The sequence below is a fragment of the Aquisalimonas sp. genome (assembly GCF_007120195.1).
GTDB lineage: Bacteria > Pseudomonadota > Gammaproteobacteria > Nitrococcales > Aquisalimonadaceae > Aquisalimonas.
In genome coordinates this window covers 1-22,870 of the sequence record NZ_SKOG01000224.1, presented here as the reverse complement: position 1 = coordinate 22,870, position 22,870 = coordinate 1, and the positions used below count along the sequence as shown (strand labels likewise).

Annotated in this window: 20 protein-coding genes; 6 read left to right on the top strand and 14 right to left on the bottom strand. The window is 64.1% G+C overall.

The features are described 5' to 3' along the window. The 8 genes from QZT63_RS16185 to QZT63_RS16150 all read right to left on the bottom strand — a co-directional run. The coding region (locus tag QZT63_RS16185; protein WP_290652530.1) for an NrdJb at window positions 1-524 on the bottom strand (524 nt) is incomplete at its 3' end. Between the two features lie 21 nt (window positions 525-545). Beyond that, window positions 546-4,184 (bottom strand): LAGLIDADG family homing endonuclease, encoded by a 3,639-nt coding sequence (locus QZT63_RS16180; RefSeq protein ID WP_290652529.1) that lies wholly within the window; start codon window positions 4,182-4,184, stop codon window positions 546-548. 206 nt (window positions 4,185-4,390) lie between these two features. Further along, window positions 4,391-5,608 carry a patatin-like phospholipase family protein gene (locus QZT63_RS16175; RefSeq protein ID WP_290652528.1) on the bottom strand — a complete coding sequence of 406 codons (1,218 nt, stop codon included), beginning with the start codon at window positions 5,606-5,608 and terminating at the stop codon, window positions 4,391-4,393. A gap of 5 nt (window positions 5,609-5,613) precedes the next feature. After that, entirely contained in the window at window positions 5,614-5,823 is a 210-nt protein-coding gene (locus QZT63_RS16170) for a dodecin (protein ID WP_290652527.1), read from the bottom strand. Window positions 5,824-5,856: 33 nt separating this feature from the next. Continuing rightward, window positions 5,857-6,519: a nicotinamidase gene (locus QZT63_RS16165; protein ID WP_290652526.1), complete on the bottom strand. Its 663-nt coding sequence runs from the start codon at window positions 6,517-6,519 to the stop codon at window positions 5,857-5,859. Between the two features lie 119 nt (window positions 6,520-6,638). Then, window positions 6,639-7,397 carry an SDR family oxidoreductase gene (locus QZT63_RS16160; protein ID WP_290652525.1) on the bottom strand — a complete coding sequence of 253 codons (759 nt, stop codon included), beginning with the start codon at window positions 7,395-7,397 and terminating at the stop codon, window positions 6,639-6,641. A 46-nt stretch (window positions 7,398-7,443) separates the two neighbouring features. Then, window positions 7,444-10,557 carry an efflux RND transporter permease subunit gene (locus QZT63_RS16155; RefSeq protein ID WP_290652524.1) on the bottom strand — a complete coding sequence of 1,038 codons (3,114 nt, stop codon included), beginning with the start codon at window positions 10,555-10,557 and terminating at the stop codon, window positions 7,444-7,446. Window positions 10,558-10,596: 39 nt separating this feature from the next. Further along, window positions 10,597-11,709: an efflux RND transporter periplasmic adaptor subunit gene (locus QZT63_RS16150; RefSeq protein WP_290652523.1), complete on the bottom strand. Its 1,113-nt coding sequence runs from the start codon at window positions 11,707-11,709 to the stop codon at window positions 10,597-10,599. A gap of 230 nt (window positions 11,710-11,939) precedes the next feature. Between QZT63_RS16150 and QZT63_RS16145 the strand changes: the two genes are divergently transcribed. After that, entirely contained in the window at window positions 11,940-12,398 is a 459-nt protein-coding gene (locus QZT63_RS16145) for a DsrE family protein (protein WP_290652522.1), read from the top strand. Window positions 12,399-12,447: 49 nt separating this feature from the next. On the opposite strand, the gene QZT63_RS16140 is transcribed toward QZT63_RS16145, so the two are convergent. Further along, window positions 12,448-12,924, bottom strand: a complete 477-nt coding sequence (locus QZT63_RS16140; RefSeq protein ID WP_290652521.1) for a TerB family tellurite resistance protein — start codon at window positions 12,922-12,924, stop codon at window positions 12,448-12,450. 195 nt (window positions 12,925-13,119) lie between these two features. On the opposite strand from QZT63_RS16140, the gene QZT63_RS16135 reads away from it, so the two are divergent. The 4 genes from QZT63_RS16135 (at window position 13,120) to QZT63_RS16120 (ending at window position 17,631) form a co-directional block, all read left to right on the top strand. After that, window positions 13,120-13,347, top strand: coding sequence for a hypothetical protein (locus QZT63_RS16135; RefSeq protein ID WP_290652520.1), 228 nt, complete (start codon window positions 13,120-13,122; stop codon window positions 13,345-13,347). Between the two features lie 253 nt (window positions 13,348-13,600). Next, window positions 13,601-15,145: an inactive transglutaminase family protein gene (locus QZT63_RS16130; RefSeq protein WP_366637360.1), complete on the top strand. Its 1,545-nt coding sequence runs from the start codon at window positions 13,601-13,603 to the stop codon at window positions 15,143-15,145. Further along, the gene (locus QZT63_RS16125) at window positions 15,142-16,173 is read left to right on the top strand and encodes an alpha-L-glutamate ligase-like protein (protein ID WP_290652518.1); all 1,032 of its coding nucleotides are present in this window, start codon (window positions 15,142-15,144) and stop codon (window positions 16,171-16,173) included. Before QZT63_RS16130 ends, QZT63_RS16125 begins: the two co-directional genes overlap by 4 nt. A gap of 393 nt (window positions 16,174-16,566) precedes the next feature. Further along, window positions 16,567-17,631, top strand: coding sequence for a porin (locus tag QZT63_RS16120; RefSeq protein ID WP_290652517.1), 1,065 nt, complete (start codon window positions 16,567-16,569; stop codon window positions 17,629-17,631). Window positions 17,632-17,656: 25 nt separating this feature from the next. Here QZT63_RS16120 and QZT63_RS16115 read toward each other — a convergent pair whose 3' ends face one another. From QZT63_RS16115 to QZT63_RS16105, 3 genes are all read right to left on the bottom strand, one after another. Then, window positions 17,657-18,466, bottom strand: a complete 810-nt coding sequence (locus QZT63_RS16115; protein WP_290652516.1) for a methylated-DNA--[protein]-cysteine S-methyltransferase — start codon at window positions 18,464-18,466, stop codon at window positions 17,657-17,659. 169 nt (window positions 18,467-18,635) lie between these two features. Further along, complete coding sequence (locus QZT63_RS16110; RefSeq protein WP_290652515.1) at window positions 18,636-19,409, bottom strand: ABC transporter permease; 774 nt, start codon at window positions 19,407-19,409, stop codon at window positions 18,636-18,638. A gap of 69 nt (window positions 19,410-19,478) precedes the next feature. Then, window positions 19,479-20,432, bottom strand: a complete 954-nt coding sequence (locus QZT63_RS16105) for an ATP-binding cassette domain-containing protein (protein ID WP_290652514.1) — start codon at window positions 20,430-20,432, stop codon at window positions 19,479-19,481. Window positions 20,433-20,543: 111 nt separating this feature from the next. Between QZT63_RS16105 and QZT63_RS16100 the strand changes: the two genes are divergently transcribed. Beyond that, window positions 20,544-21,026: an LEA type 2 family protein gene (locus QZT63_RS16100; protein WP_290652513.1), complete on the top strand. Its 483-nt coding sequence runs from the start codon at window positions 20,544-20,546 to the stop codon at window positions 21,024-21,026. Between the two features lie 27 nt (window positions 21,027-21,053). Here QZT63_RS16100 and QZT63_RS16095 read toward each other — a convergent pair whose 3' ends face one another. Then, window positions 21,054-21,785 carry a phosphoadenylyl-sulfate reductase gene (locus tag QZT63_RS16095; protein ID WP_290652512.1) on the bottom strand — a complete coding sequence of 244 codons (732 nt, stop codon included), beginning with the start codon at window positions 21,783-21,785 and terminating at the stop codon, window positions 21,054-21,056. A gap of 236 nt (window positions 21,786-22,021) precedes the next feature. Beyond that, a complete protein-coding gene (locus QZT63_RS16090; protein ID WP_290652531.1) occupies window positions 22,022-22,828 on the bottom strand; it encodes a DUF1295 domain-containing protein in 807 nt (268 codons plus the stop codon). Window positions 22,829-22,870 lie beyond the last annotated feature (42 nt).

Below are 22,870 nucleotides of genomic sequence, written 5' to 3'. Positions count from 1 at the left end.
TGGTGCTCGTCCATGTCCCCCGGCTCGATCATGCCGATCTTGCGCAGGTGCGTTTCGATGACATCGCCCAGTTCGGCCACCAGGGAGGGCATGAAGCGCCCGCCCTTTTTGAAGTAGCCGCCGCGCGGGTCGAACACAGAGCGCAATTCTTCCACCAGGAAGGTGCAGTCGCCGCCCTTGCGAAAGACCGCGGAGATGATTCGCGTCAGGGCCACGATCCACTGGAAGTGGTCCATGTTCTTGGAATTGACGAATATCTCGAACGGCCGCCGGACTTCGTGATCCGTGCCGGAGTTGAGCACGATGTCGTTGATGGTCACGTACAGGGCGTGTTCGGAGAGCGGCGTCTTGATTTTGTAGGTGCTGCCCTCGAGTTCTTCCGGGCGCTGCACCATCTCGTGCATATGCTCGATATCGGCGGCATTGGCGGCTTCGTCCGCTTGCGGAGCAGCCTTCTGCCGCTCCGCGTCGCCGGGCTTGACCACTTCGTAGCCCACGATCTTCCTGTCGATCTTGATTGCCATGTCGTTACGTCCTCCGTGGGCTCAGAACTTGCCGTAGTAGCCTTCTTTCAGGGCGTCGAAAAGATTGGCAGCGGTGTGCATTTCGCCGTCGTACTCGATTTCGTCGCCTCCTTTTGCTTCGACCACGGTGCCGTCTTCCAATTCGAACCGGTAGGTGGTGTTGGCCAGATCCTCTTCCTTGACCAGCACCCCCTGGAACGCCTCGGGGTTAAAACGGAAGGTGGTGCAACCCTTGAGCCCCTGTTCGTGGGCGTACATGTAGATGCCCTTGAAGTCCTCATAGGGGTAGTCCGTTGGCACATTGGCCGTCTTGGAGATGGATGAGTCCACCCACTTCTGCGCTGCGCCCTGGATGTCCACGTGCTGCGTGGGCGTGACGTCGTCGGCCGTGATGAAGTACTCCGGCAGGCCGGCGCTGTTGGCATCTGCCGCCTGGGGCAGGCCGGTGGCGTCGATGAAGGAACGGTAGGCCAGCAACTCGAAGGAGAAGACGTCCACCTTTTCCTTGGACTTGCGCCCCTCGCGGATCACGTTGCGGTAGTAGTGGTGCGCGAAGCTGGGCTCGATGCCGTTACTGGCGTTGTTGGCGAGCGACAGCGAAATGGTGCCCGTGGGTGCGATGGAGCTGTGGTGCGTGAAGCGCGCGCCTCTCTCGGCAATGGCCTCAACGATTTCCGGGTCGGCGCCAGCGACTCGCTCCATGTAATGGCTGTAGCGCGCCATGAGCACGCGCCCCTTGACGGTGTCGCCGGCCTTGTAGCCGTCCTCGGCCATGCGCGGGCGCTTGGCGAGCATTTCCTTGGTGACGGTGAAGTCTTCATCCATGATCGGCGCGGGGCCTTTTTCCTCGGCGAGATCCACCGCGGCGCGCCACCCTTCCAGCGCCATCTGCTTGGCCGCTTCCTCGGTGAAGGCGACTGAATCGACATCGCCGTATTTCATGCGCAGCATGGTGACGGTGGAGCCCAGGCCTAAAAAGCCCATGCCGTGGCGGCGCTTGCGCATGATCTCGATTCGCTGCTTGGGCAGCGGCAGACCGTTGATCTCCACGACGTTATCGAGCATGCGGGTGAAGATGGCGACGACCTCCCGGTAGGTGTGCCAGTCAAAGTGGGCGTTCTCAGTGAACGGCTCGCGCACGAACTTGGTGAGGTTCACGGAACCGAGCAGGCAGTTGTGCACCACCACGCCGTTCACGACCAGGGTGTGGGTCGAGTATTCCTCGATGTCATAGACTGTCTGCTCGCCCAGCGACGTAATTTCGCTTACACGGGCGACGTGCTCGGCCTTCGGCACATGCCAGCGCTCCTTGTTGGCAACCAGGGATACCAGCTTGTCCCGCTTGCGCGAATTGAACGGAAATCCGATGTAACGGTAGAACCGGTATGCGTCCTGATGCTGGAGGCCGAGTGTGTAAAACGCGTTACCCTTGGACACGGATGCCATGATGCTGCCGTGGATTCCAAAGTTCAGCAGCAGGAGCTGGATGTCCTCGAGCCACTCCCTGGAGGCCGACACCAAGCGGATCCCGAGCTTGGTGTTGTCGATGGAGCCATCCGCGCAGAACACGGCAGCCAGGAAGGAAGCCTGCTTGGCAGTATCCGCCCGCCAGATCTTCTCGGGCACGCGAACCACACGGGACGTGTAATCTGTCAGCCCTAGCTCGGCCTTCAGGCCTTCGACAGCTGACGAGCTGTACGAAGCAAGGGTGTAGACATCCCCGCGCTGCCCTTCATACGTGCGCCGGAGCCCCCCGGCCGTCCCGGTCATCGCCTGGAAGCGGGGCGCGATCTCACGCATAGCCACGTCGTCTTCATCATTGAACAGCACTCCGGCGGAGTCGGTCAGCCAACCGTCTGCGAGCAGCCAGCCGTAGGTGGCAAAGTCCAGATCCAGCGTTTCCGACCCGCCCGCGGGCGCGCGCAGGTCGAGTTCCGGCACCACAACCCGATATGTTTCCCGATGGTGGCGGCTCCGCCGCACTCTCTCGCCCGTGAGCCGCTCCAGCGCCTCGACCAAGCGGTTGATTGTGGCTTGATCACCGTAGACGGCGGGCTTGCCCTTGTACCGGCCGGCCGTGGCCTGGGCCGCGTAGACGTACCCCTCGACGGCGCGGATGGCTCCCCGGTCCAAATCCAGGCGCTCCACCTCCTCGATGATCGGGTGGTTGCGGGAGACAAACAGCCCCTTGGCGCGATCCTGGTAATTGACATTGAGCTGATCCAGCAACGCCCTGAGCAGCGCCCGCCGGGACTGCCGAGTCACCACAAGTTCCTCGCCGACATAGGTCTGCAGCAGATACTTGAGGGCTCCAAGGTGGAAGGGATCAACCAGAGACTGGTGGGACAGCTCCTTCGCCTGTATGTGGACTTCGCTACCCGGCTCCAGCTCATCAACGCGCCGCCAGCCCTGCGGTGTAGAGACCTGATGATCGGCTGTCAGCTCAATGCGTTGGCCATTTTCGAAGCGAACCTCACAGACCTCGCGAGTGCCGTTCTCCACAAGCGTGCAGGGCCGGAGATCCGTCTTCTGGTTGGAGAAGACGTCGTCAACCGCAACCTTGAGCTCCCCGCCCTCCTGGACGAGCGCATAGGCATCTTCTGTGCGCAACACACCAAAGTTGGTGTTGAGGCGCATGCTGCCGGTCCAGCATGCACCGTAGGGCGGCAATGGCTGTTCGGCGCAAGGATTAGTCGAGCGGATGTCCTCGTCGAACCAGTTGTTGTTCATCTCGTTGACGCGGTCGATGAGGATGAAGCCCGGCTCGGCGAAGTCGTACGTGGAGGTCATGATCATGTCCCACAGGCGCTTCGCTTTCACGGTGCGCTCGATGCGACAGGCGACCAAGCCCTCGTCGTTGGTGATGTAGCCCTCCTTGGTGGGCCAGTAGCGCCAGATGACAACGCGCGGGTCGTGGAGATCGAGGCCGTCGACTTTCGCCTCGCGCGGGGTCACCGGAAAGGCCAGGGGCCAGTCGGCGTCGTTGCGCACGGCCTGGATGAACTCGTCGGTGATGAGCAGGCTCAGGTTGAACTGGCGTAGCCGGCCGTCCTCGCGCTTGGCGCGGATGAAATCGAGCACGTCCGGATGGCCCACGTCGAAGGTGGCCATCTGCGCGCCACGGCGGCCACCGGCGCTGGAGACGGTAAAGCACATGCGGTCGTAGATGTCCATGAAGGACAGCGCGCCGCTGGTGTAGGCGCCGGCGCCGGAGACGTAGGCACCCTTGTGTCGCAGCGTGGAGAAGTCATAGCCGATACCACAGCCCGCTTTCAGCGTGAGCCCGGCCTCGTGGACTTTCTGCAGGATGTCGTCCATGGAGTCGCCGATGGTGCCGGAGACGGTGCAGTTGATGGTGCTGGTGGCTGGCTTGTGCTCCTCGGCGCCGGCGTTGGACGTTATGCGGCCGGCCGGAATCGCCCCCTGGCGCAGCGCCCAGACGAACTTGCCATACCATTGCTTGCGCTTGGCTTCGGTGGCCTCCACCTGAGCCAGCGACCAGGCAACCCGCTTGTAGGTGTCATCGACGGTCGCATCGATGATGCGGCCGTCCTTTGCCTTCAGGCGGTATTTTTTGTCCCAGATATCCCAGGACGCGCTCTGGATTTCGATCTCTGTGACATCCTTCGGCGCTTCCTGTGCCTGGGCTGCATGTGTCATCCGGCAATACTCCCCTGAGTGTTAGTTATCCATCAACAACTTGGGTTCGCTGTCCACAGGCTAATCCACAATATGTCAACAGCATATACCCACTGACCCACTACATATTGGGTTTCGACCCTCGTCATGGTAGAACATCCAGTGGACGATTCAAGGGGAAATTTCGAGCCAAGAGATAGCCCGGGAGGTCTCAAACAGGCGGGGTTTCACCACAGATCGGTCGGCACGGCCGCCGAGGCGCCATACATCGCGGTGGGGTCATATCCGAGGAAACGCAGGAGTTCTGTCTCGCGCTGCATCGCGTCCCGATAGCCGAGGTTCAACAGTGCGCGGGTGAAGCCCTGCTCAAAGAGCAGGTAGCTGGCGACGGTGGAACCGGCCCCGGTGGTGGCTCCGCTCCCCCGCAGGAAGAACCGCAGGCTCCGGGGCAGCTCATGGGCATGGACGGCGGCAATGTCGTCCAGCTCTTCGCTGGGAGAGATGTGCAGGGACTCGACCTTGCGCAACCCCAACTCGCCCTGGCCGCGAACCTTCGCCGGGATGTAATCCAGCGTGCGGTTGATCCGCTCCAGCCGCTCGAGGTCGCCTTGGAGCATGTCGATGAACGCGGAATCCAGCACATGCCCGAGGATCTCGGCGACACTGGGGTAACGCTCCGGGACGCGCTCATTCCCGGCAACACCCATCCGGCCGCTGACGCCGATGACCAGCACCCGCTCCGCGCCCATGTGCAGCGCCGGGCTGATGGGTGCGAACTGGCGTACGGAGCCGTCGCCGTAGAAGTTGCCGCCGATGCGCACGGCAGGAAACACTACGGGAATGGCGCTGGAGGCCAGCAAGTGCTGCAATCCGAGCTGGGTGCGTACACCCAGGCGCCGCGCCCGGCCCCACTCCTGGATGGCCTCGACCCCTTGGAAAAACGAGACCGATTCACCGCCCGTATATCGGGAGGCGGTGATACTCAGCCCGCGCAGGTGACCGGCGGCGATGGCCCGCTCAATGCGCTCAAAGCGCAGCACCCGGCCGAGCAGCTCACGCAGGGGGCGATTATCCAACAGGGAGACGGGTCGATGGGCACCGACACCGCCGAGAAACAGCGCGGAGAGCCACTTCATGGCACGGGCGGACACGCCGAAGGCATCGGTGCGGTACACCTGCTCGGCCCGAAACCGCCCCCAGACCTCTTCCAGCCCGCGCACGCCCTGGCGGAAATGCGCGGCGTGCGTCGCCAACGCCGCAGCGTTGATGGCCCCGGCCGATGTGCCGCAGATGACGGCGAACGGATTAGGGGCATCCCGCGGCACCAGGCGGGCGATGGCCTTGAGCACGCCCACTTGATAGGCTGCCCGCGCCCCGCCCCCGGAGAGGATGAGCCCGACACACGCGCCGGCCGCACTACTGGGGCGACTCTGAGGCCACACCATGGCGCCTATTTTTCCAGCGTGAACCCAATCTTGATGGTCACCTGCCAGTACGCCACGTCACCGTCGCCGATACTGCCGCGCGTGTCCGTTACCTCGAACCAGTGCATATTGCGTACGGTCTGGCTGGCTGTTTTCACGGCGTTGCGAATGGCGTCCTCCACACTGGTGGGCGACGAGCCGGTGAGTTCCAGATGCTTGTAGACGTGATCGCTCATGCTGTCCTCCTCCCTTGAGGCCGGTGATCTGACTCAGGCGAGCAGGTCGGCCGCCTCCACAATGGTCACGCTGGCGGCCTCGAGTGCCTGCTGACACGCGGGATCGTTGTCGTGGGTCACCGGTCGCGTGGCATCCCAGATGAACCCAGCGCGGAAACCGGCCGCGACGGCGTCCTCGGCCGTCCACTGCACGCACACGTCCCGGGCCAGGCCACACAGGAGCACGGTGTGGATGCCACGCTCGCGCAAATACCCCGCCAGCCCGATCGCCGGGCGCTCGCCCTCGGCATTCCAATTGTTGCGGAATCCGCTGTAGGAATCCACCTGCGGATTGCAGCCCTTGCGAAGGATGAGATCCACCTGGTCCCACGGCAGGCCCGGCGCGAGCTCCGCGCCGGGCGTACCCTGCACGCAGTGGTCCGGCCAGAGCACCTGTTCGTGGCCGTGCAGCTCAATGGTTTCGAAGGGCTCGCGGCCGGAATGGGAACTGGCAAAGGAGATATGGCCGGCCGGGTGCCAGTCCTGCGTGGCGACCATCACGCCGCAGGGAAGAGTCTGCATGAGCTTGCGCACACCCGGAATAATGGCATCGCCATCGGCCGTCGCCAGTGCGCCGTCATTCATGAAATCCGGCTGGATATCCACCAGCAGGAGCGCCGTGTGATCGGGATCACGAAGCAGGTCGGTCGCAGCCATGGTGCGCTCTCCGTTCGGGATGATGCGTCCATGCCTGAATGTGGCTCCCTATTCTAAATATCGGGGCCGGTTGCGGAGGAGGCAAGGGACGGTGACAGATGAAGACCGCCTTTGGCGCCTTATCGCACCGGTATGACCGCAAGCGGCCCCCAGCTCTGGGTCACGGGCATGACCTCGAGGCTGTTGACGTTAACCCGGGCCGGGAGGCTCGTGACCCACCAGATGATCTCGGCGATGTCATCGGGGATCATGGGGTCATTGCCTTCGTAGAGGCTGTCCGCCTTGGCCTGATCGCCGCGGAAGCGCACGACGGAAAACTCCGTCTCGCACAGCCCGGGCTCGAGATTCGTCACACGCACGCGCGTGCCTTGAAGATCCGAGCGCATCGCGCGGCTGAACTGCTGCACGAAGGCCTTGCTGGCGCAGTAGACGTTGCCACCAGGATACGGCCAGTTGCCGGCAACGGAGCCGAGGTTCACCACGTGACCCCGATTACGTTCCACCATGCCGGGCAGGATGGCGCGGGTGACGCGCAGGAGGCCCTTGACGTTGGTGTCCACCATGGTCTCCCACTCGTCCAGGCTGCATTCGTGGGCGGGTTCACGGCCAAGCGCGAGGCCAGCGTTGTTCACCAGCACATCCACGTCCGCGAACGCCGGGGGCAGGCTGTCCATGGCCTGCTCGGTGGCCCGCCGGTCCTGGATATCGAACTCCAGGGTATGCACGCGCTCCGGCCCACCGAGGTCCTCTTGCACGGCCGCCAGGCGATCCCCCCGCCGGCCGGTGATGATCACCTTCCAGCCCTGGGCGTTGAATCGGTACGCCGTGGCGGCACCGAAACCGGAGGTGCCGCCGGTAATGAGTATCGTCCCCGTCATGGTGCTGCCTCTCTTGTTTGCCTAACGGTATTTGCGGGACAGGACACTAGGCCGGTTCACGCGCCCGTTCATCGGCCTGTAGCTTGTCCAGATCGTGGGAAACCGAGTTGGTTGATCGGGTGAACCGCGCCAGCAGGTCGTAGAGTACCGGTGTCAGAAAGAGCGTCAGCAGCGTTGCGAAGCTCAGGCCACCGATGATAACAATACCGATGGCGCTGCGGCTTTCGGCACCGGCGCCGGTGGAGAGCACCAGCGGCAGCGCGCCGAAGACCGTGGACACAGCGGTCATGAGGATGGGCCGGAACCGCAGGGTTGCCCCCTCGACAATGGCTTCGCGCACGCTACGCCCCTGGTCGCGCAACTGATTGGCGAACTCCACCATGAGAATGCCGTTCTTTGCCATCAAGCCGATGAGCAGGATCATGCCGATCTGGCTGTAGATATTCAGCGACACACCGGTGAAGAACAGGGCGGCCAGGGCGCCGGTCACGGCCAGTGGCACCGATACCATGATGATCCCCGGGTGAATGAAGCTCTCGAACTGCGCGGCGAGTACCAGGAACACCACCACCAGGGCCAGGGCGAAGGTCACGTAGATGGCCCCGGAGGTCTCCTGGAACTCCTGGGAGAGGCCCAGGTAACTGGTCTGCGCCTCCTCGGGCAGCTCTTCGGCGGCGATGCGGTCCAGGTACGCCAGGGCGCTGCCCAGATCGTAGCCATCCGCGACCGAGGCCTGAATGGTCACCGAAGGCAACCGGTTGACGCGCGTGAGCACCGGTGGCGAACCGATCTCGGTCATCTCCAGCAGGCTGGACAGCGGCACCAGATCGGAGTTGGCACCTCCGCCCCCGGCGCGGACGAAGATGTTCTCCAGGTCCGTGGGGGAGACCCGATCTGCATCCTCCGCCTGAACGATCACGTCGTACTCCCGGCCACGATCCAGGTACGTGGTGAACTGGCGGGACGCCAGCATGGTCTGCAAGGTCCGGCCCACGTCTTCCACACTGATGTCCAGGTCAGCGGCGAGCTCGCGGTTGATGCCCACGTTGAGCTGCGGCCGGGTTTCCTCGTAATCGGCGTCCAGACCCTGGAGGTTGGGATTCTCCCGGGCACGCTCGAGGATGCGGTCACTCCACTCACCGAGCTGCTCATAGCTGGAGCCGCCGATAACGAACTGCACGGGCTGCTCGAACGCGCTTTGCCCCAAACCCGGCGGGTTGACAACGAAGGCGCGGATACCGGGTATAGCCTCGAGCTGCGGCCTGATTTCCTCGGCAATGTCCTGCTGGGAGCGCTCCCGCTTCTCCCACGGGTGCAAGCCCAGAATGGTGAAGGCACTATCCACGCGGCCCCGGAACCCGACAATGCTGAGCACCCGCCAGGCCTCGCCATTTTCCACGTACTGCTCCAGGACGTCTTCGATGCGACGCACCTGCTCGTCCGTATACCGGGATGTGGCGCCCTGCGGGGCGCTGGCTGGAATAATGATAACGCTGCGGTCCTCAGTCGGCGCCAATTCCTCCGGCAGCACCTGGCTGAGCTGGTAGGCCATGGCTGCAGCCACCGCGCAGACCGCCAACACGATCAGTGGCACGCTCAGCGCCCGTATCAGCAGTGCCTGATAACCGTTCACCAGGGCCGTAAAGAAGCGTTCCGTGGCCCGGTGAAGCCGTCCTTCCCCGGCGGGGGGGCGCAGCCATTTAGAGCACAGCACCGGCGCCAGGGTGAGCGCCACGATACTGGAGAAGGCCACGGCGGCTGCGAGCACCAGCCCGAACTCCGTGAAAAGCCTGCCGACATTGCCCTCCATGAAGGCAATGGGTACGAACACGGCGATCAGGGTCAGGGTGGTGGCGACGATGGCGAAGCCCACCTGCCGGGCCCCCCGGTAGGCGGCGAGCAACGGCGGCTCGCCATCGTCGATGCGCCGCTGGACGTTTTCCAGCATCACGATGGCGTCGTCGACCACGAGCCCGATGGCCAGAATCAGCGCCAGCAGCGTCAGCACATTAATGGAAAAGCCAAGCGGCGCCATGACGCTGAACGCGCCGATCACCGCCACCGGGATGGTAACCGCCGGAATGAGGGTGGCCCGGAACGAGCGCAGGAAGACAAAGATCACCAGCACCACCAGGGTCACGGCGATGCTCAGAGTGATCAATACCTCCCGAATGGACTCCCGGATAAACACCGACTCGTCATAGCTCGCCTGGAGCTCAACCCCGTCGGGCAGCGTTGCCCGGATAAGTTGCAGCTCCTCCTGAACCGCGTCCGAGACACTGATGATGTTGGCCTGGGACTGGCGGATAATGCCCAACCCGACGGCGGTGCGGGCGTTGTTGCGCAGGATTGTGCGGTCGTCTTCGACCCCGCGCTCGACCCGGCCCACCTCACCGAGGCGAATGGGCACGTCCCCTTGATAGCGCAACACGATGCGCTCGAACTGCTCGGGCTGGTTGAGCCGCGTATCCGTACGCACGGTCAGATCCCGCATCGTGGACTCGATGCGCCCGGCCGGCAGCTCCACGTTGCTGCGGCGCAGCGCCGTCTCCACGTCTTCAACGGTGACATTGCGTGCGGCCATGGCCTCCCGGTCCAGCCACACGCGCATGGCATAACGGCGTTGCCCGCCAATGCGGATATCCGCCACCCCCTCCAGTACCGAAAGCCGGTCCTCGATCTGGCGCTCGATGAGATCACTCATCTCGGCGGGATCCAGGCGATCCGAGGTCATGGCGAGCCACATCATGGGCCGGGCGTCGGCTTCGGTCTTCGTGACCACCGGGGATTCCGCGTCCTCCGGCAGGGTATCGGCAATGCGGGCAATGGCATCACGGACGTCGTTGGCCGCATTGTCGATATCGCGACTGAGCTCGAACTCAATGGTGGTCTCACCGCGGCCGTCGCGGCTTTCGGAGGTGAGCGAGCGGATGCCGTCGACGCGACTGATCGCACCCTCTATACGTTCCGTCACTTCGGTATCAATGACCTGGGGCGCAGCGCCCACGTACTCAGTGGTCACCGACACGATGGGCGGATCGATGTTGGGGTATTCCCGCACCGGGAGCTGGGTCAGGGAGGCGATGCCCAGCACGAGTATGAGCAAGCTCACGACCGTGGCGAGCACCGGGCGCTTGACCGAGATATCGGAGATGATCATCGACTGCCCTCCGGGGCCGCTCCCCCGATCCCGCGCCGGTTACTGCGCTGCCATATTGCCATTGCCGGCCTCCCCGGTATCACCGACCAGCCGCACATCGGCACCGTCACGCACCCGCTGCAGGCCGGCGACCACCACGGCATCACCATCGCCGACATCGCCGATGACTTCCACGCGGCCGTCCACGCGCTGCCCGCTTGTGACCTCGACCCGCCGGGCGCGGCCGTCCTCGATGACGTACACGTAACTGCCCCTGCCTTCCTTCAGCAGTGCCTCCTCGGGCACCATCAGGGCTTCGCGTTCCGCAAGGACAAGGCGCGCGGTCATGAACATTCCCGAGCGCAGGCGCCCTTCCTCGTTGTCGAATTCCGCCTGAACGCGCACCGAGCGTGTGATGGGATCCACCCGCGAGGAGATGCGGGCGACCGTTCCCTCGAACACGTGGTCGCCGAATCCCAGACTACGCGCCGTAACGCTCAACCCCGGCACAAGTCCACCGAGATAGCGCTCGGGGATGGAGAAATCCAGTCGCACGACACTGAGATCGTCCAGAGTGGTCAGTTGGGTTCCGGGCTCGATGTAGGCGCCAGGGCTCACCTCGCGCAGGCCGACCACACCGTCAAAAGGGGCTTCGATGGTGCGGTCGCGGAGCCGGCTGCGGGCCACGTCCACACGCGCCTCGGCGACTTCGAACGCAGCCCGGCGTTCATCCACCTGGGCCTCGGGCACGTCCCGCTCCTGGTACAGGGCAACCGACCGGCGGTACTTGGCCCGGGCATCGTCGCGCTCGGCAATCGCTTCCCGAAGGTCCGCCTCCTCGCGCACGCGATCGAGCAAGAACAGCGGCTCACCGGCTTCAACCTGCTCGCCCTCGCGAACCGGCGCTTCGACGATACGCCCCGCCACCTCGGCGACAATTTCCACAGACTCCCGCGCGAGCATGGTGCCCACCGCCTGCACAAGATCCTGGACGGTGTCATGCTCGGCGCTCGCCACCTCCACCGGCGTTGGCCCGCCACCGACAGGGCCATCCGGCGCACCGTCGCCTTCGCCGTCACCAGCGTAGCCAAGCCAGACCCACCCGGCAGCCGCGGCGGCCGCGATGACCAGGACCACCAGGATCTGCAGGGCCCACTGGAATTGCTTCTGCACCACATTCTCCCCTGGGACGCTCCTGGGAGCGGGGATGTCCACGGTCTGATATCAGTTCTCGTCCCGGGGCATCCGCCGCCGGCCTCGGCATAGGCAGTATTGCAGTATCATTGCCATCAATCGGACCGCGATGCGATCGAATGGTTTGCTATGCTGTCAAAAGATCTATCAAAAGACATCAATGGGTGGCACTTCCCTGCCCCTTTTGGAGTGGACAATCAGGCGACAACATGATGACGCTACAGCTACGCAATTTTGTGATTACGGGCTTCGCGGCGCTGGCCTTGCTGGCCGTCCCTGCGCAGGCCCTTGCCGAGGACTCGCCCCGCGAAGTCCTCATGCTGGTCAACTCGGAGCAGGACCAGGTTCAGGGCATGGCCATGACAACGGCCTCGCAGCTCGCCCAGCGTGATCATTCCGTGCACATCATTCTCTGCGGGGAAGCCGCGGAGTTGGGGCTCGAGGAATACCTTCCACAGACTCTCGCACCTCGGGACATTTCTGCCAAGGAGCTCATGCAGGAAGCCATGAGCTTCGGGGCCACCGTCGAAGTCTGCCACCTCTTTCTGCCCAACAGCGGCTACCGTCAGTATGACGAGGAAGACCTTCTCGAAGACGTCACGGTGAACAACCCCGAAGAAATGGCCAAGATGGTCTCCGACGACGAGATGCGCGTTCTGAGCTATTGAGCGGCCGCCATCCGCGGGCGGCCACGAGACGCCCGCTGCATGGCGGCAGTCAGGCGGGTTTGATGCCTTCAGCCTCCAACCCGCGCAGTTTTGCAGCGATGTAGACCTTGTGCGGGAGATACAGCAGATCTGCGATCTTGCGTACCAGCGCTTCCTGGTGCTTGTCCACTTTCCCGTCAGCGGCCGCCACACGCCACATCATCTCAATGATGCGCGCCTTGCGTGGCAAATCGAAATGCTCGTGGATCAGTGACGTGAACTCGTAATAGGAAACCGAGCGCTCGACTTCCTCGCGCGCGAGCCGGAGCAAGGCCGCAGTTTCCTCGGGGTCCAACCCGAACTTGTGCCGCACGGCCGCTTCCGCGGCTGCCGCCTCGCTGGGGTCATGGCGCCGCTCGACCCGCGTTACCTCAATCAGCAGTGCAGCCGTGGCGAGCTGAAGCCGGTGCTCCTCGTCCTCAGCCGTATCGGCCTCTCCCGGCTCAGCCAGGTGATCCGAGAAGAAACTGCGAATCGCATCGAGCATGTCTACTTCTCCTCCCCGCGCCCGCAAAACGCGTGACTCGACACTATCCCATTGCCCCGGATGATGGGCAGTGTCCGCAACCCCATCGGCCATGCCAACCCGGCACATGTGCCAAAATGATACATATCTTGGCACATCTTTGGCTCGATACCAGGCAGCCGGCGGCCTGAAAGCACCTCCGGTAGGACACCAGACATGCTGGCATGGTTCCTGCCTTTACTTTTCACGACGGGTGTTAATGCCCACCGATTCACCACGAAGGAGGTCACCATGAATCGCCTGATGTCTCTGCTCGCCATTCTGCTGTTTACTGGTATGTTGACCCTGGCCGCTTGCGAACCCGTTGATGAGGACGAGTTCGAGGAAATGGAACAGGACATGGAACAGCAGGATGACTTCGGTGGTGACGACGACGACTGGTAATCGCCGCCGCTAGCTCGTCTGCGGGCTCGGGAATCCCCGGGCCCGTCTCCGTTCAGCGACACTTTGACCCATCGGTCAGGCCACGTCATACTAGCGCTGATCCACTCATCTGCGTAGTCCTCGCCCCGGGCCGCCTAGATCACTTAAGGTTACTCCATTACGCCGAGAACCCTGAGCCGAGCTATCCTTGGACGCCAGAAGTATGGGTTAGTAGGCGCAATCGCACAGGCATCGGTTAAGCGATCAGGACGGCGTGTTGAAGAATCTGCACCTGAAGATCCTCGCGTTTACACTCATCGCGGTGGGCGTGGGCTTAATGTGGCACAAGGTCACAACCCTTGGGCTCCCGCTGACGCCCGACGAGGAAACCACCATCTGGACGGTGGAAGCGCGGATTAAGGTCGAGGCGGAGGGCGGCCCAGCCCAGGTCAACTTCATGCTGCCCGGCAACTTACCCGGGTTCAACGTGCTCCGCGAGGATTTCGTCTCCGGGCGTTTCGGGCTCTCCCGTGAAAACGACGGCCTCAACCGCCAGGCCCTGTGGACCGCACGCCGGGCCGACGGCCAGCAAACGCTCTATTACCGCTTGCAGATTGCCGACGCGCAGAACGCCAGCCGGACATCCGTGGACGGCTCCCAGCCGCCCTACCCGGCGGTCCCGGAGTATTCAGAGCCCTATGGCTCAGCGGCATTAACCGTCCTCGATGAAGTCCGCCAGGAATCGGCGGATATCGCTTCCTTTACCCGGCGCCTGCTCAACCGCTACTACCACGAGAGCCCGGATGAGCACGTGCAGGTGCTGCGCGGCGGCATCGAGGACGACCTGACGCACGTGGAGAACGTCATTCACATCCTCGCCGGGGCCCGCATACCCGCGCGCGCGGCCCATGTGCTGGAGCTGCGCGAGGGCATGCGCCGGGTCGACACCGTCCCGTACCTGGAGGTATATACCGGCTCGGAATGGGTCCCGTTCAACCCGACAGCCGGGCAACGCGGATACGGCGAGAGCACGCTGGTCTGGTATCGTGGCGATGCGCCGCTGTTGTACACCTCCGGAGCCAACGCAATTGATGTCGGGTTCTCCGCCGCCCGCACCGCGCGGGCGGTTGTTGATGTGGCCGAACAGCGGGCCGAGCTGATTGGCTCGCGAGTCATGGACTTCTCACTGTTCAGCCTGCCGGTGGATACGCAGAACGTCTACCGGACCCTGATGCTCGTTCCCATCGGGGCCCTGGTCGTCGTGTTCATGCGCAACGTGGTGGGGGTGAAGACGTTCGGCACGTTCATGCCCGTGCTGATCGCCCTCGCGTTCCGCGAGACACAGCTGCTTTGGGGCATCATCCTGTTCACCTCACTTGTGGCCATGGGGCTCACTTTCCGCTTCTACCTGGAGCGGCTGAAGCTGCTGCTCGTTCCGCGGGTTGCTTCGGTTCTGGTTGCGGTCGTGCTGCTGATGATGAGCATGAGCATTGTCAGCCACCACCTGGGTCTGGAATACGGCCTGTCCATCGCCCTGTTCCCCATGGTGATTCTGGCAATGACCATCGAGCGCATGTCGCTGGTCTGGGAGGAAGAGGGCGCGAGTAACGCCATCCAGCAGGGCGTCGGAAGCCTGGTGGTAGCCGCCATCGGCTACGGAGTAATGAACTACCCACCGCTCGCGCACTTGGTGTTCGTGTTCCCGGAGTCGCTGCTGATCATCCTCGCCATCATGTTGCTGATGGGCCGTTACTCCGGCTTCCGCCTGACCGAGTTCTGGCGATTCCGAAGCCTGTTTCGTGAGACGAGTCGGACATGATCGGTTTCCTGCGGCGCGTGCGCGAGGCGGGCATACTGGGCATGAACCAGCGCAATGCTGACTTCATCATGGAGTACAACAACCGCAAGTACTACCCGCTGGTGGATGACAAGCTACAGACCAAAAAACTGGCCCAGGACGCCGGGATACGCGTCCCCGAACTCTACGGCATGATCGAGATCGAGCGTCAAATCCGGCAACTGTCGGTCATGCTTGATGGCCGGGACGACTTCGTGATCAAGCCTGCACACGGCAGCGGCGGCAACGGCATCCTGGTGATTGCCGGGCAACAGCATGGCCAGTATCGACGCGCAAGCGGCCTGCTGATGCCTCTGGAGGACGTCGGCCACCATGTCTCGAATATCCTCAGCGGCATGCACAGCCTCGGAGGCCAGGCGGATAAGGCCGTGATTGAACAGCGCGTACAGTTTGACCCGCTCTTCGACGACATCAGCTACCGGGGCGTGCCGGACATCCGCACCGTGGTGTTTCGGGGCGTTCCGGTTATGGCCATGGTGCGCCTACCCACGCGCCGCTCCGACGGCAAGGCGAACCTCCATCAGGGCGCCGTGGGGGCGGGGCTCGACATCGCGACAGGACAAACCACCACGGCGGTATGCCTGGATAAACCCGTTCACGCCCACCCCGATACCGGGGCGCCGATCAAGGGTATTCAGATCCCGGGCTGGCTCGACCTGCTCACCCTGGCCGCCCGTTGCCACGCCCTCGCCCACCTGGGCTACCTGGGCGTGGATATCGTGCTGGACCGTACCCAGGGGCCGATGATGCTCGAGCTTAACGCCCGCCCGGGGCTCAGCATCCAGCTGGCGAATCGCGCCAGCCTTCGGCACCGCCTGCGGATAATCGAGGCCCTGGACAGCATTCCCGAAGACGCGCGCGAGCGCGCCGAGCTGGCGCGCGAACTCTTCGCCACCCCGGGGCTCCAGGAAACGGCGGATGTCGCCGGGAAAACCGACGACATCGCGGCGGAACCCTCCGGCACGAATTTGTCTCGAGTTAGTTTGTGAATTTGTGAACTACGTCGCAGAATCCGCACGCATAACACTGTAGGGTCATAGCTTCAGTGAATGATGCATTGCGTTGCAACTCCTCCAGCGGTGCCCGCCAAGGAACTGGCAGTGAGGGGACCGTGTGTCTGACTCCACCTCCAAGGGGTCTGAGCAGTTTAAGGCAGGTCACACCTGCCTTTTTTTTTGCCCAGAGACCACCACAATTCCAGACCATGCCCTGCCGCCACTGGCAATAGGACTCGCGCGCCCGCTCCAACATACGCGCGTGGGCGCTCAGTGTACCGATCGGGTCACCCACGCACATCCACTCGCTTGCGACTGTCCGAGACCTCGGCAACAATGCCGGCTTGGCCAAAGGGTGGCCGTCGCAGCGTGCGCTCCGGGGGCAGCATGAAGGCGAAAGGATTGACTCACGCGCTGGTTTTCACAGTCGGGACGACGTTGGCCGGCCACGCGCTCGCCGCGGAGGTCACAATCGATGGGCGGCTGCAGATTGGCTACACGTACTTCGACAGCTCCGGCGGCGGTCATGGCACCACGATTGGCGATGACAAGGGCCAGAGCCGCCTGGGTGTGGAGGCCCGGCAACGCATTGGCGACGCCTTCATGGGCCTCGCGCGGGCCGAAGTCGGCCTGGACCCCGACACATTCGGCGACAGCAACGGCGGCGAGAGCAACCCCTTCCGCGCCCGGGAGGCCTGGGTGGGCCTGCAGTGGGGCGCCGGCCAGCTCCGTGCGGGGCGCCTGCCCGGCGCCTACAAGCAGGCGGGGGGCATTCACTGGGATCTCATGAACGCCACGGAGCTCCAGCAGCGCCGCGCTGGTGGCCTCGCCGGTGGCGAGTACGCCAACACCGGCTTTCTCAACAGCCTGGTGGAGTACCGCACCCCCTCCATGGGCGGCCTGGAGCTGCTGGCCCAATACGGATTCGATGAGCGCAGCGAAGACGATACGGACCGCAACGGTGACGATTTCCTCTTCGGCGCCATCTACCGCGAGGGCCCATGGGAACTCATCGGCGCCTACAGCCGTGACGACAGCCGCCGCGCCGGCGAGAACCGGAACTGGAAACTGGGGGGCCGATTCGAGACAGGCGAAGCCAGCCTGGCCTACCAGTACGAAAAGGTCCGGGTCCGGGACCAAATCGACGACGCGACCGTGGACCGCAGCGACGGCGCGCTCACCCTTGCACCCTCGGAGACATTCGACTTCGACACCCGCCATCACCTGGTGGGCATCAGCCAGGTGTATGGCCAATCGGTACTGTGGATCGCTTGGGGCTATATGGACGCCGACGAGGACGACTTCGATATCCAGAACTACACCCTCGCCGTCACCCAGTTCTTCAGCCAGGGGCTGCAGTGGTACTCGGGGGTGCAGTATCAGGATCGCGGGCGGGCCTACCAGAGCCGTCACCTGACCCTCCTCGCCACGGGGCTGCGGTTCGACTTCTAGCAAGGGGCGGCCGGGCAGATGCGCATCACGCTGGTGGCAGACTGCCCTCGCTCGCGAGCAACAAGCGCTTGCGCATCAACCCCCAGCGATAACCGCCCAGCGCCCCGGAGGACCGGATAACCCGATGACAGGGGATCACCATGGCCACCGGGTTGGCCCCCACAGCCGCACCCACGGCCCTCGCGGCACGCGGGCGCCCCACTTGCGCGGCCAGGGCACCGTAGGAGGTGGAGCCCCCCGGGGGCACGTCGAGGAGGGCCTGCCAGACCTGCAGCTGAAAGTTGCTGCCGTGCACATGCAGGCTTAGTGGCCCACTGCCGTGCGCATCCATCATCTGCGCCAGCGGCTCCCGGGTGCGGCGTTCATCCCGGTTGGGCGTGGCGCCCGGCCATGCCGCCAGCAGGCAGGTGCGGAAGGCCGCAGCCCCGCCGCCGGCACTGAGGAACTCGAGGCGACAGACTCCCCGAGCGGTCATGGCCAGGCCCACCGGCCCGAACGGGGTCTCGTGAATGCCCCAGGTCAGGACCAGTCCCGCCCCGCCCCCACGGAGCTCGCCGGGAGTCATGGCATGCAGGGTCACGGTGAGGTCATGCAAGCGGCCGGGCCCGGAGAGGTTGACGGCATAGGCGGTATCCAGCGCCGAAGCACCGCCGGCGAGCAGCTGCGCGGCCTCCTGCCCCAGCAGATACTGGAGAAACCGCTTGGGGCTAATGCCCACGTCGTGGCGGAACAGGCGCTGGAAGTGAGCGGACGTGAGCCCCACGGCCCCGGCCACCTCCTCCAGCCCCGGGCGCTGCTCCACATTGGCCACCAGCCAGTGAATGGCAGCGGCCACGCGTGGATCTCCGGAAGCGGTTTGGGCTCGTGTCGTCATACCCCGATTATCGGCATGAACAGGGGGCGTGCGCGACCCGTTTCCTGCTCTTTGCGCCCGCGCACCGGTGGCACGAGGCGTGTCCCGGCATCCGAAGATGTGCACTGCGCGAGCGCCGCGACGCGCCGTGTCAGCTCATCAGGCGTCGCCGCAGAATCGCCGTCGCCAGCGTAAACGCCACCAATCCGTAGGCTGCAATCACCCCCAGGTGCAGTCCCGCGTTTGTCGGCGCCCCGCCGAGCATCAGCGGCCGCACCACCTCCACAGCATGGGCGAGCGGTAGCAGGAACGCGCCCTGGGCGATCAGTGGCGGCAGCTGATCCAGCGGGAAGAACACCCCGCTCAGCAGCAGCATGGGCGTCATCACCAGCGTGAAGTAGTAGAGGAAGAAGTCGTAGCTGCGCGAGACGGCGGTGACCACCATGGCGCAGGCGCCGAAACAAAACCCGGTGAGCAGTATCACGGGGAGCACCAGCACTGCCTGCCAACCGCCCACCAGGCCGAGCAGCGAGGCCACCACGAGAATCGCCGTGGAGCTGATCAGCGCCTTCGTTGCCGCCCAGCTGATCTCGCCCAGGGCGACGTCATCGACGTTCAGCGGGGCGTCGAGCATCGCACCCCAGGTACGCTGAACGGTCATGCGGGTATAGGCGGAATACAGCGCCTCGAAACTGGACGTATTCATGGCGCTGGAGCAGATAATGCCCGATGCCAGGAACACCATGTAGGGGAGTTCGCCGATGTCCCCCACCAGCTGGCCGAAGCCGTACCCGAGTGCCAGCAGGTAGAGCAACGGCTCACCAAAGTTGCCCATGATCGAAGGCAGCATGAGCTTGCGCCACACCCGCAGATTGCGGCGCCAGACGGAAAGAAAGCGGAGCGAGACGGCGGGAAATGTGAGCATAGGATGTCTTTTCAGCGTTCGCCGCCGGCGCGTCCTCCGCGCCCGCTGGCGCAGGGCCCCGAAGAGTGGTCAGTCGCGCAGCTCGCGCCCGGTTAGCTTGAGAAAAACGTCCTCGAGACCGGCGGGCCGGTGCCAGTAACGCTGGTTCGGGTCAGCGCCCAAGGCCTGGAGCAGCGGCTCCGGAGCGTGGGTATACAGCAGCAGTGTATCGCCGACCCGCTCGGCGCGGCCGGCCATGGTCCCGCCCCGATGCTCCCACTCACCGATCCCGTGCCCGCGAAGTTCGAACACGTGCGGCTCGATATGGGCGGCCACCAGGTTGCGGGGGCTATCGCAGGCAATGATGGTGCCGTTGTCGATAATCGCCAGACGGTCGCAGAGGCGCTCGGCTTCTTCCATGTAGTGCGTCGTCAGGATCAGGGTGCGCCCCTGTTCCACCAGCATATTGAGCCGCTGCCAGATGTGCTGGCGAGCCTGGGGATCAAGCCCGGTACTGGGCTCGTCCAGTACCACCAGCGCCGGCTCATTGATGAGCGCCCGGGCCAGGCTGAGCCGGCGCTTCATGCCGCCGGACAGCGCCTGGATCTGCGCCTGGGTGCGGCCGTCCAGGTTGGCGAACTCCAGCAGCCGATCCACGCGCCGGGCCAGCTGATCCCCGCGCAGGCCGAAGTAGCTGGCGTAGGTCAGGAGGTTTTCCCGTACGGTGAAATCCGGGTCCAGGTTGTCCATCTGCGGCACAACACCGATGCGGTTGCGTGCAAGCCGCGCTTCCCGTGGCACGGGATGCCCCAGCACATGAAGCTCACCGCTGCTCGGCGGCGTCTGCCCCAGCAGCATCCGCAGCGTGGTGGTCTTGCCGGCGCCGTTGGGCCCGAGCAGGCCAAAACACTCACCTGCACGAACATCCAGATCCACGCCACGCACGACATCCATGGAGCCATAGCGCTTCCACAACCCCCGGGCCTCTACGGCCAGGGCCCCGGTCTGTGTTTCCCCCATCACGCCGTGACGTGCCCGATGCATGGCTTGTCCTGCTTGTTGAAGTGCTCGCCGGCGCTGACGTAAGCTCACCCCGCCGCCGGCGGCATCCCCCGCCTGACGATGCGTGAGCCACACACCCAAGGGAGGTTGCCGATGATGGTGCGCGCCGGATGGGCCACAACGGTTCGCCGCGTCATTGCGCTGAGTGTTATTGCCCTGGCGGGCTGCAGCCTCGTGCAAGTGCCCGACATCAAGGACCCGGAGTTCCGTCTTGAGAAAATCCAGGTGCGCGAACTCGGCCTGAACGCGCAACGGTTTGTGCTTACCCTTGCCGTAGACAACCCGAACCGGCAATCGTTGCCGGTCCGGGAGTTGAGCTATCGGCTACGTGTTGGCGGCCTGGATTTCGCTGAGGGTCACTCGCAGAAAGCCTTCACCCTTGCCGGCGAGCAGACCACGACGGTGGACATTGAGGCCCGCACGCAGCTCTTTGGGAGCCTGCCCCAGCTGAGCCGCATGATCGGCGGCGGCCAGCGCAGCTTCGACTATGAGATCAGCGGAGATGTGGAATACGGGCGCTTCTTGCGCGGCAGCCGGAGCTTCGAACGCGCGGGTTCGGTCAGGATCTTCAACTAGGTGGAGCGCGGCGACGCACTTGCCCGCTTAAACCTGCTCGTGCAGCCCGCACTCGCGCTTGAGGCCAAAAAAACGCGTCTCTTCCTCGGTCATGCCGTCGTCCAGGCGGCGCGTGGTGTGCACGTCGCCTATGGAGACGTACCCCTCGTGCCACAGGGGATGGTACGGCAGATCGTTGGCGCTCAAGTAGTGGTACACATCGCGGTCGGTCCAGTCGATGATGGGGTGCACCTTGAAGCGGCCGTTCTGCTCGGTGACAACGCTCAGCCCCTCACGGCTGCTCGCCTGCTGGCGGCGTAGCCCGGCAAACCAGGCATCGGCCCGCAGCTCACGCAAGGCGCGCTGCATGGGCTCGACTTTGTTGATGCGGTTGTACTCCCCGATACCGTCGACACCCTGCTCCCACAGTCGGCCGAAGCGGGCCTCCTGCCAGGCCGGCGACAGCTCAGCCCGAAACACCTTGAGGTTGGCATCAAGGCGCTCACAGAGCTCATCCACGAATCGATACGTTTCCGGGAAGAGGTAGCCTGTATCCACCAGAATGACGGGGATGTCGGGGCGCTCCTGCGTGACCATGTGCAACGAAACGGCCGCCTGGGCACCAAAGCTCGATGACAACACAATGCGGTTGCCGAACTGCTCCAGCCCCCATTGGACACGCTCGCGGGCGCTGGCGTTTTCGAGCTCCGCGTTCACGCTATCCAGGTCCAGTTCCTGGCCCTTGGGCAACGGTGCGACGGTGGCTTGACTGTTGCTCATTGCGCCCCCGGTGGATGGATTTCCTGTTAACGGCCATTACGATACCGTCAGCTAGTCAGGCGGAAAAAGAATGAAAATACCTATCTTCATGCCACAACCGCATATAGCCGGCGCGTCTTGTCGTAAGGCGCTGGAAATCCCACAAATCCGGTCTTGGCAGGCGGTGACCCCGCGGCGGCGGACACCGCACCGATACTGGCGGGCACGGCAGCGGGCTGCGCTGTCGGAGTTGTGTGCTAGCCGCTCGTCCGCGGTGTTTCCCCGCGGGGCGGGCCGGGAATCAAGGCGTTGGTGCGGGCAACATAGTCGCGGTAGGCCGGCCGCGTTTCGCTTAGTTTCTTCTCAAGCAAGGTGACCCCGGAGACGCGGGCTATGAGGAAGCTCATCAGGCCAGCGCTAATGAACGTCCACCAGCCGCCCGCCGATGCGGCCATGAGGAAGAACCCCCACCAGACTACGATTTCGCCGAAGTAGTTCGGATGACGGCTGTACCGCCACAGACCCTCATCCATTACTCGCCCCCGGTTTTCGGGGTGACTCTTGAACCGCGCGAGCTGCGCGTCCGCCACGGTCTCCCAAACAAGCCCGACGAGCCACAGCGCCATTCCAGCCACCACCAATGGCCATAGCATGACCTCCGCGTCGTGCGCACGCGCGCCATAGAAGACGGGCATGGCGATCAGCCACATCAGCACGCCCTGCAACACAAACACCGTCCACAGGCTCACCCAGGGGAAGCGTTCACCGTGCTTGTGGCGCATCTCCTGGTAGCGATAGTCCTCGCCGTGGCCCCAATTGCGCCAGCTGATATAGCCCGACAGCCGCAACCCCCATAGGGTCACGGCCAGCACCATCAACAGGCCTAAGGCCGGGGCACCGGCGGTGAGCCAGTAGACCCAGGCCAGCAGTACAAAGCCTGCGCCCCAGAAGCGGTCCACCAGGCTGGCGTCGCCGCGGATGAGGCTGGCGATCCACACCAGCACCATCAGGCCGATCGCCGCCGCGAAGCCGAGCGCCAACGCCGCTGCAGAGCCCACCGCCATCAGACAGCCCTCCGGTACCCGTTGCCCCCGCGCCCCGTCCCC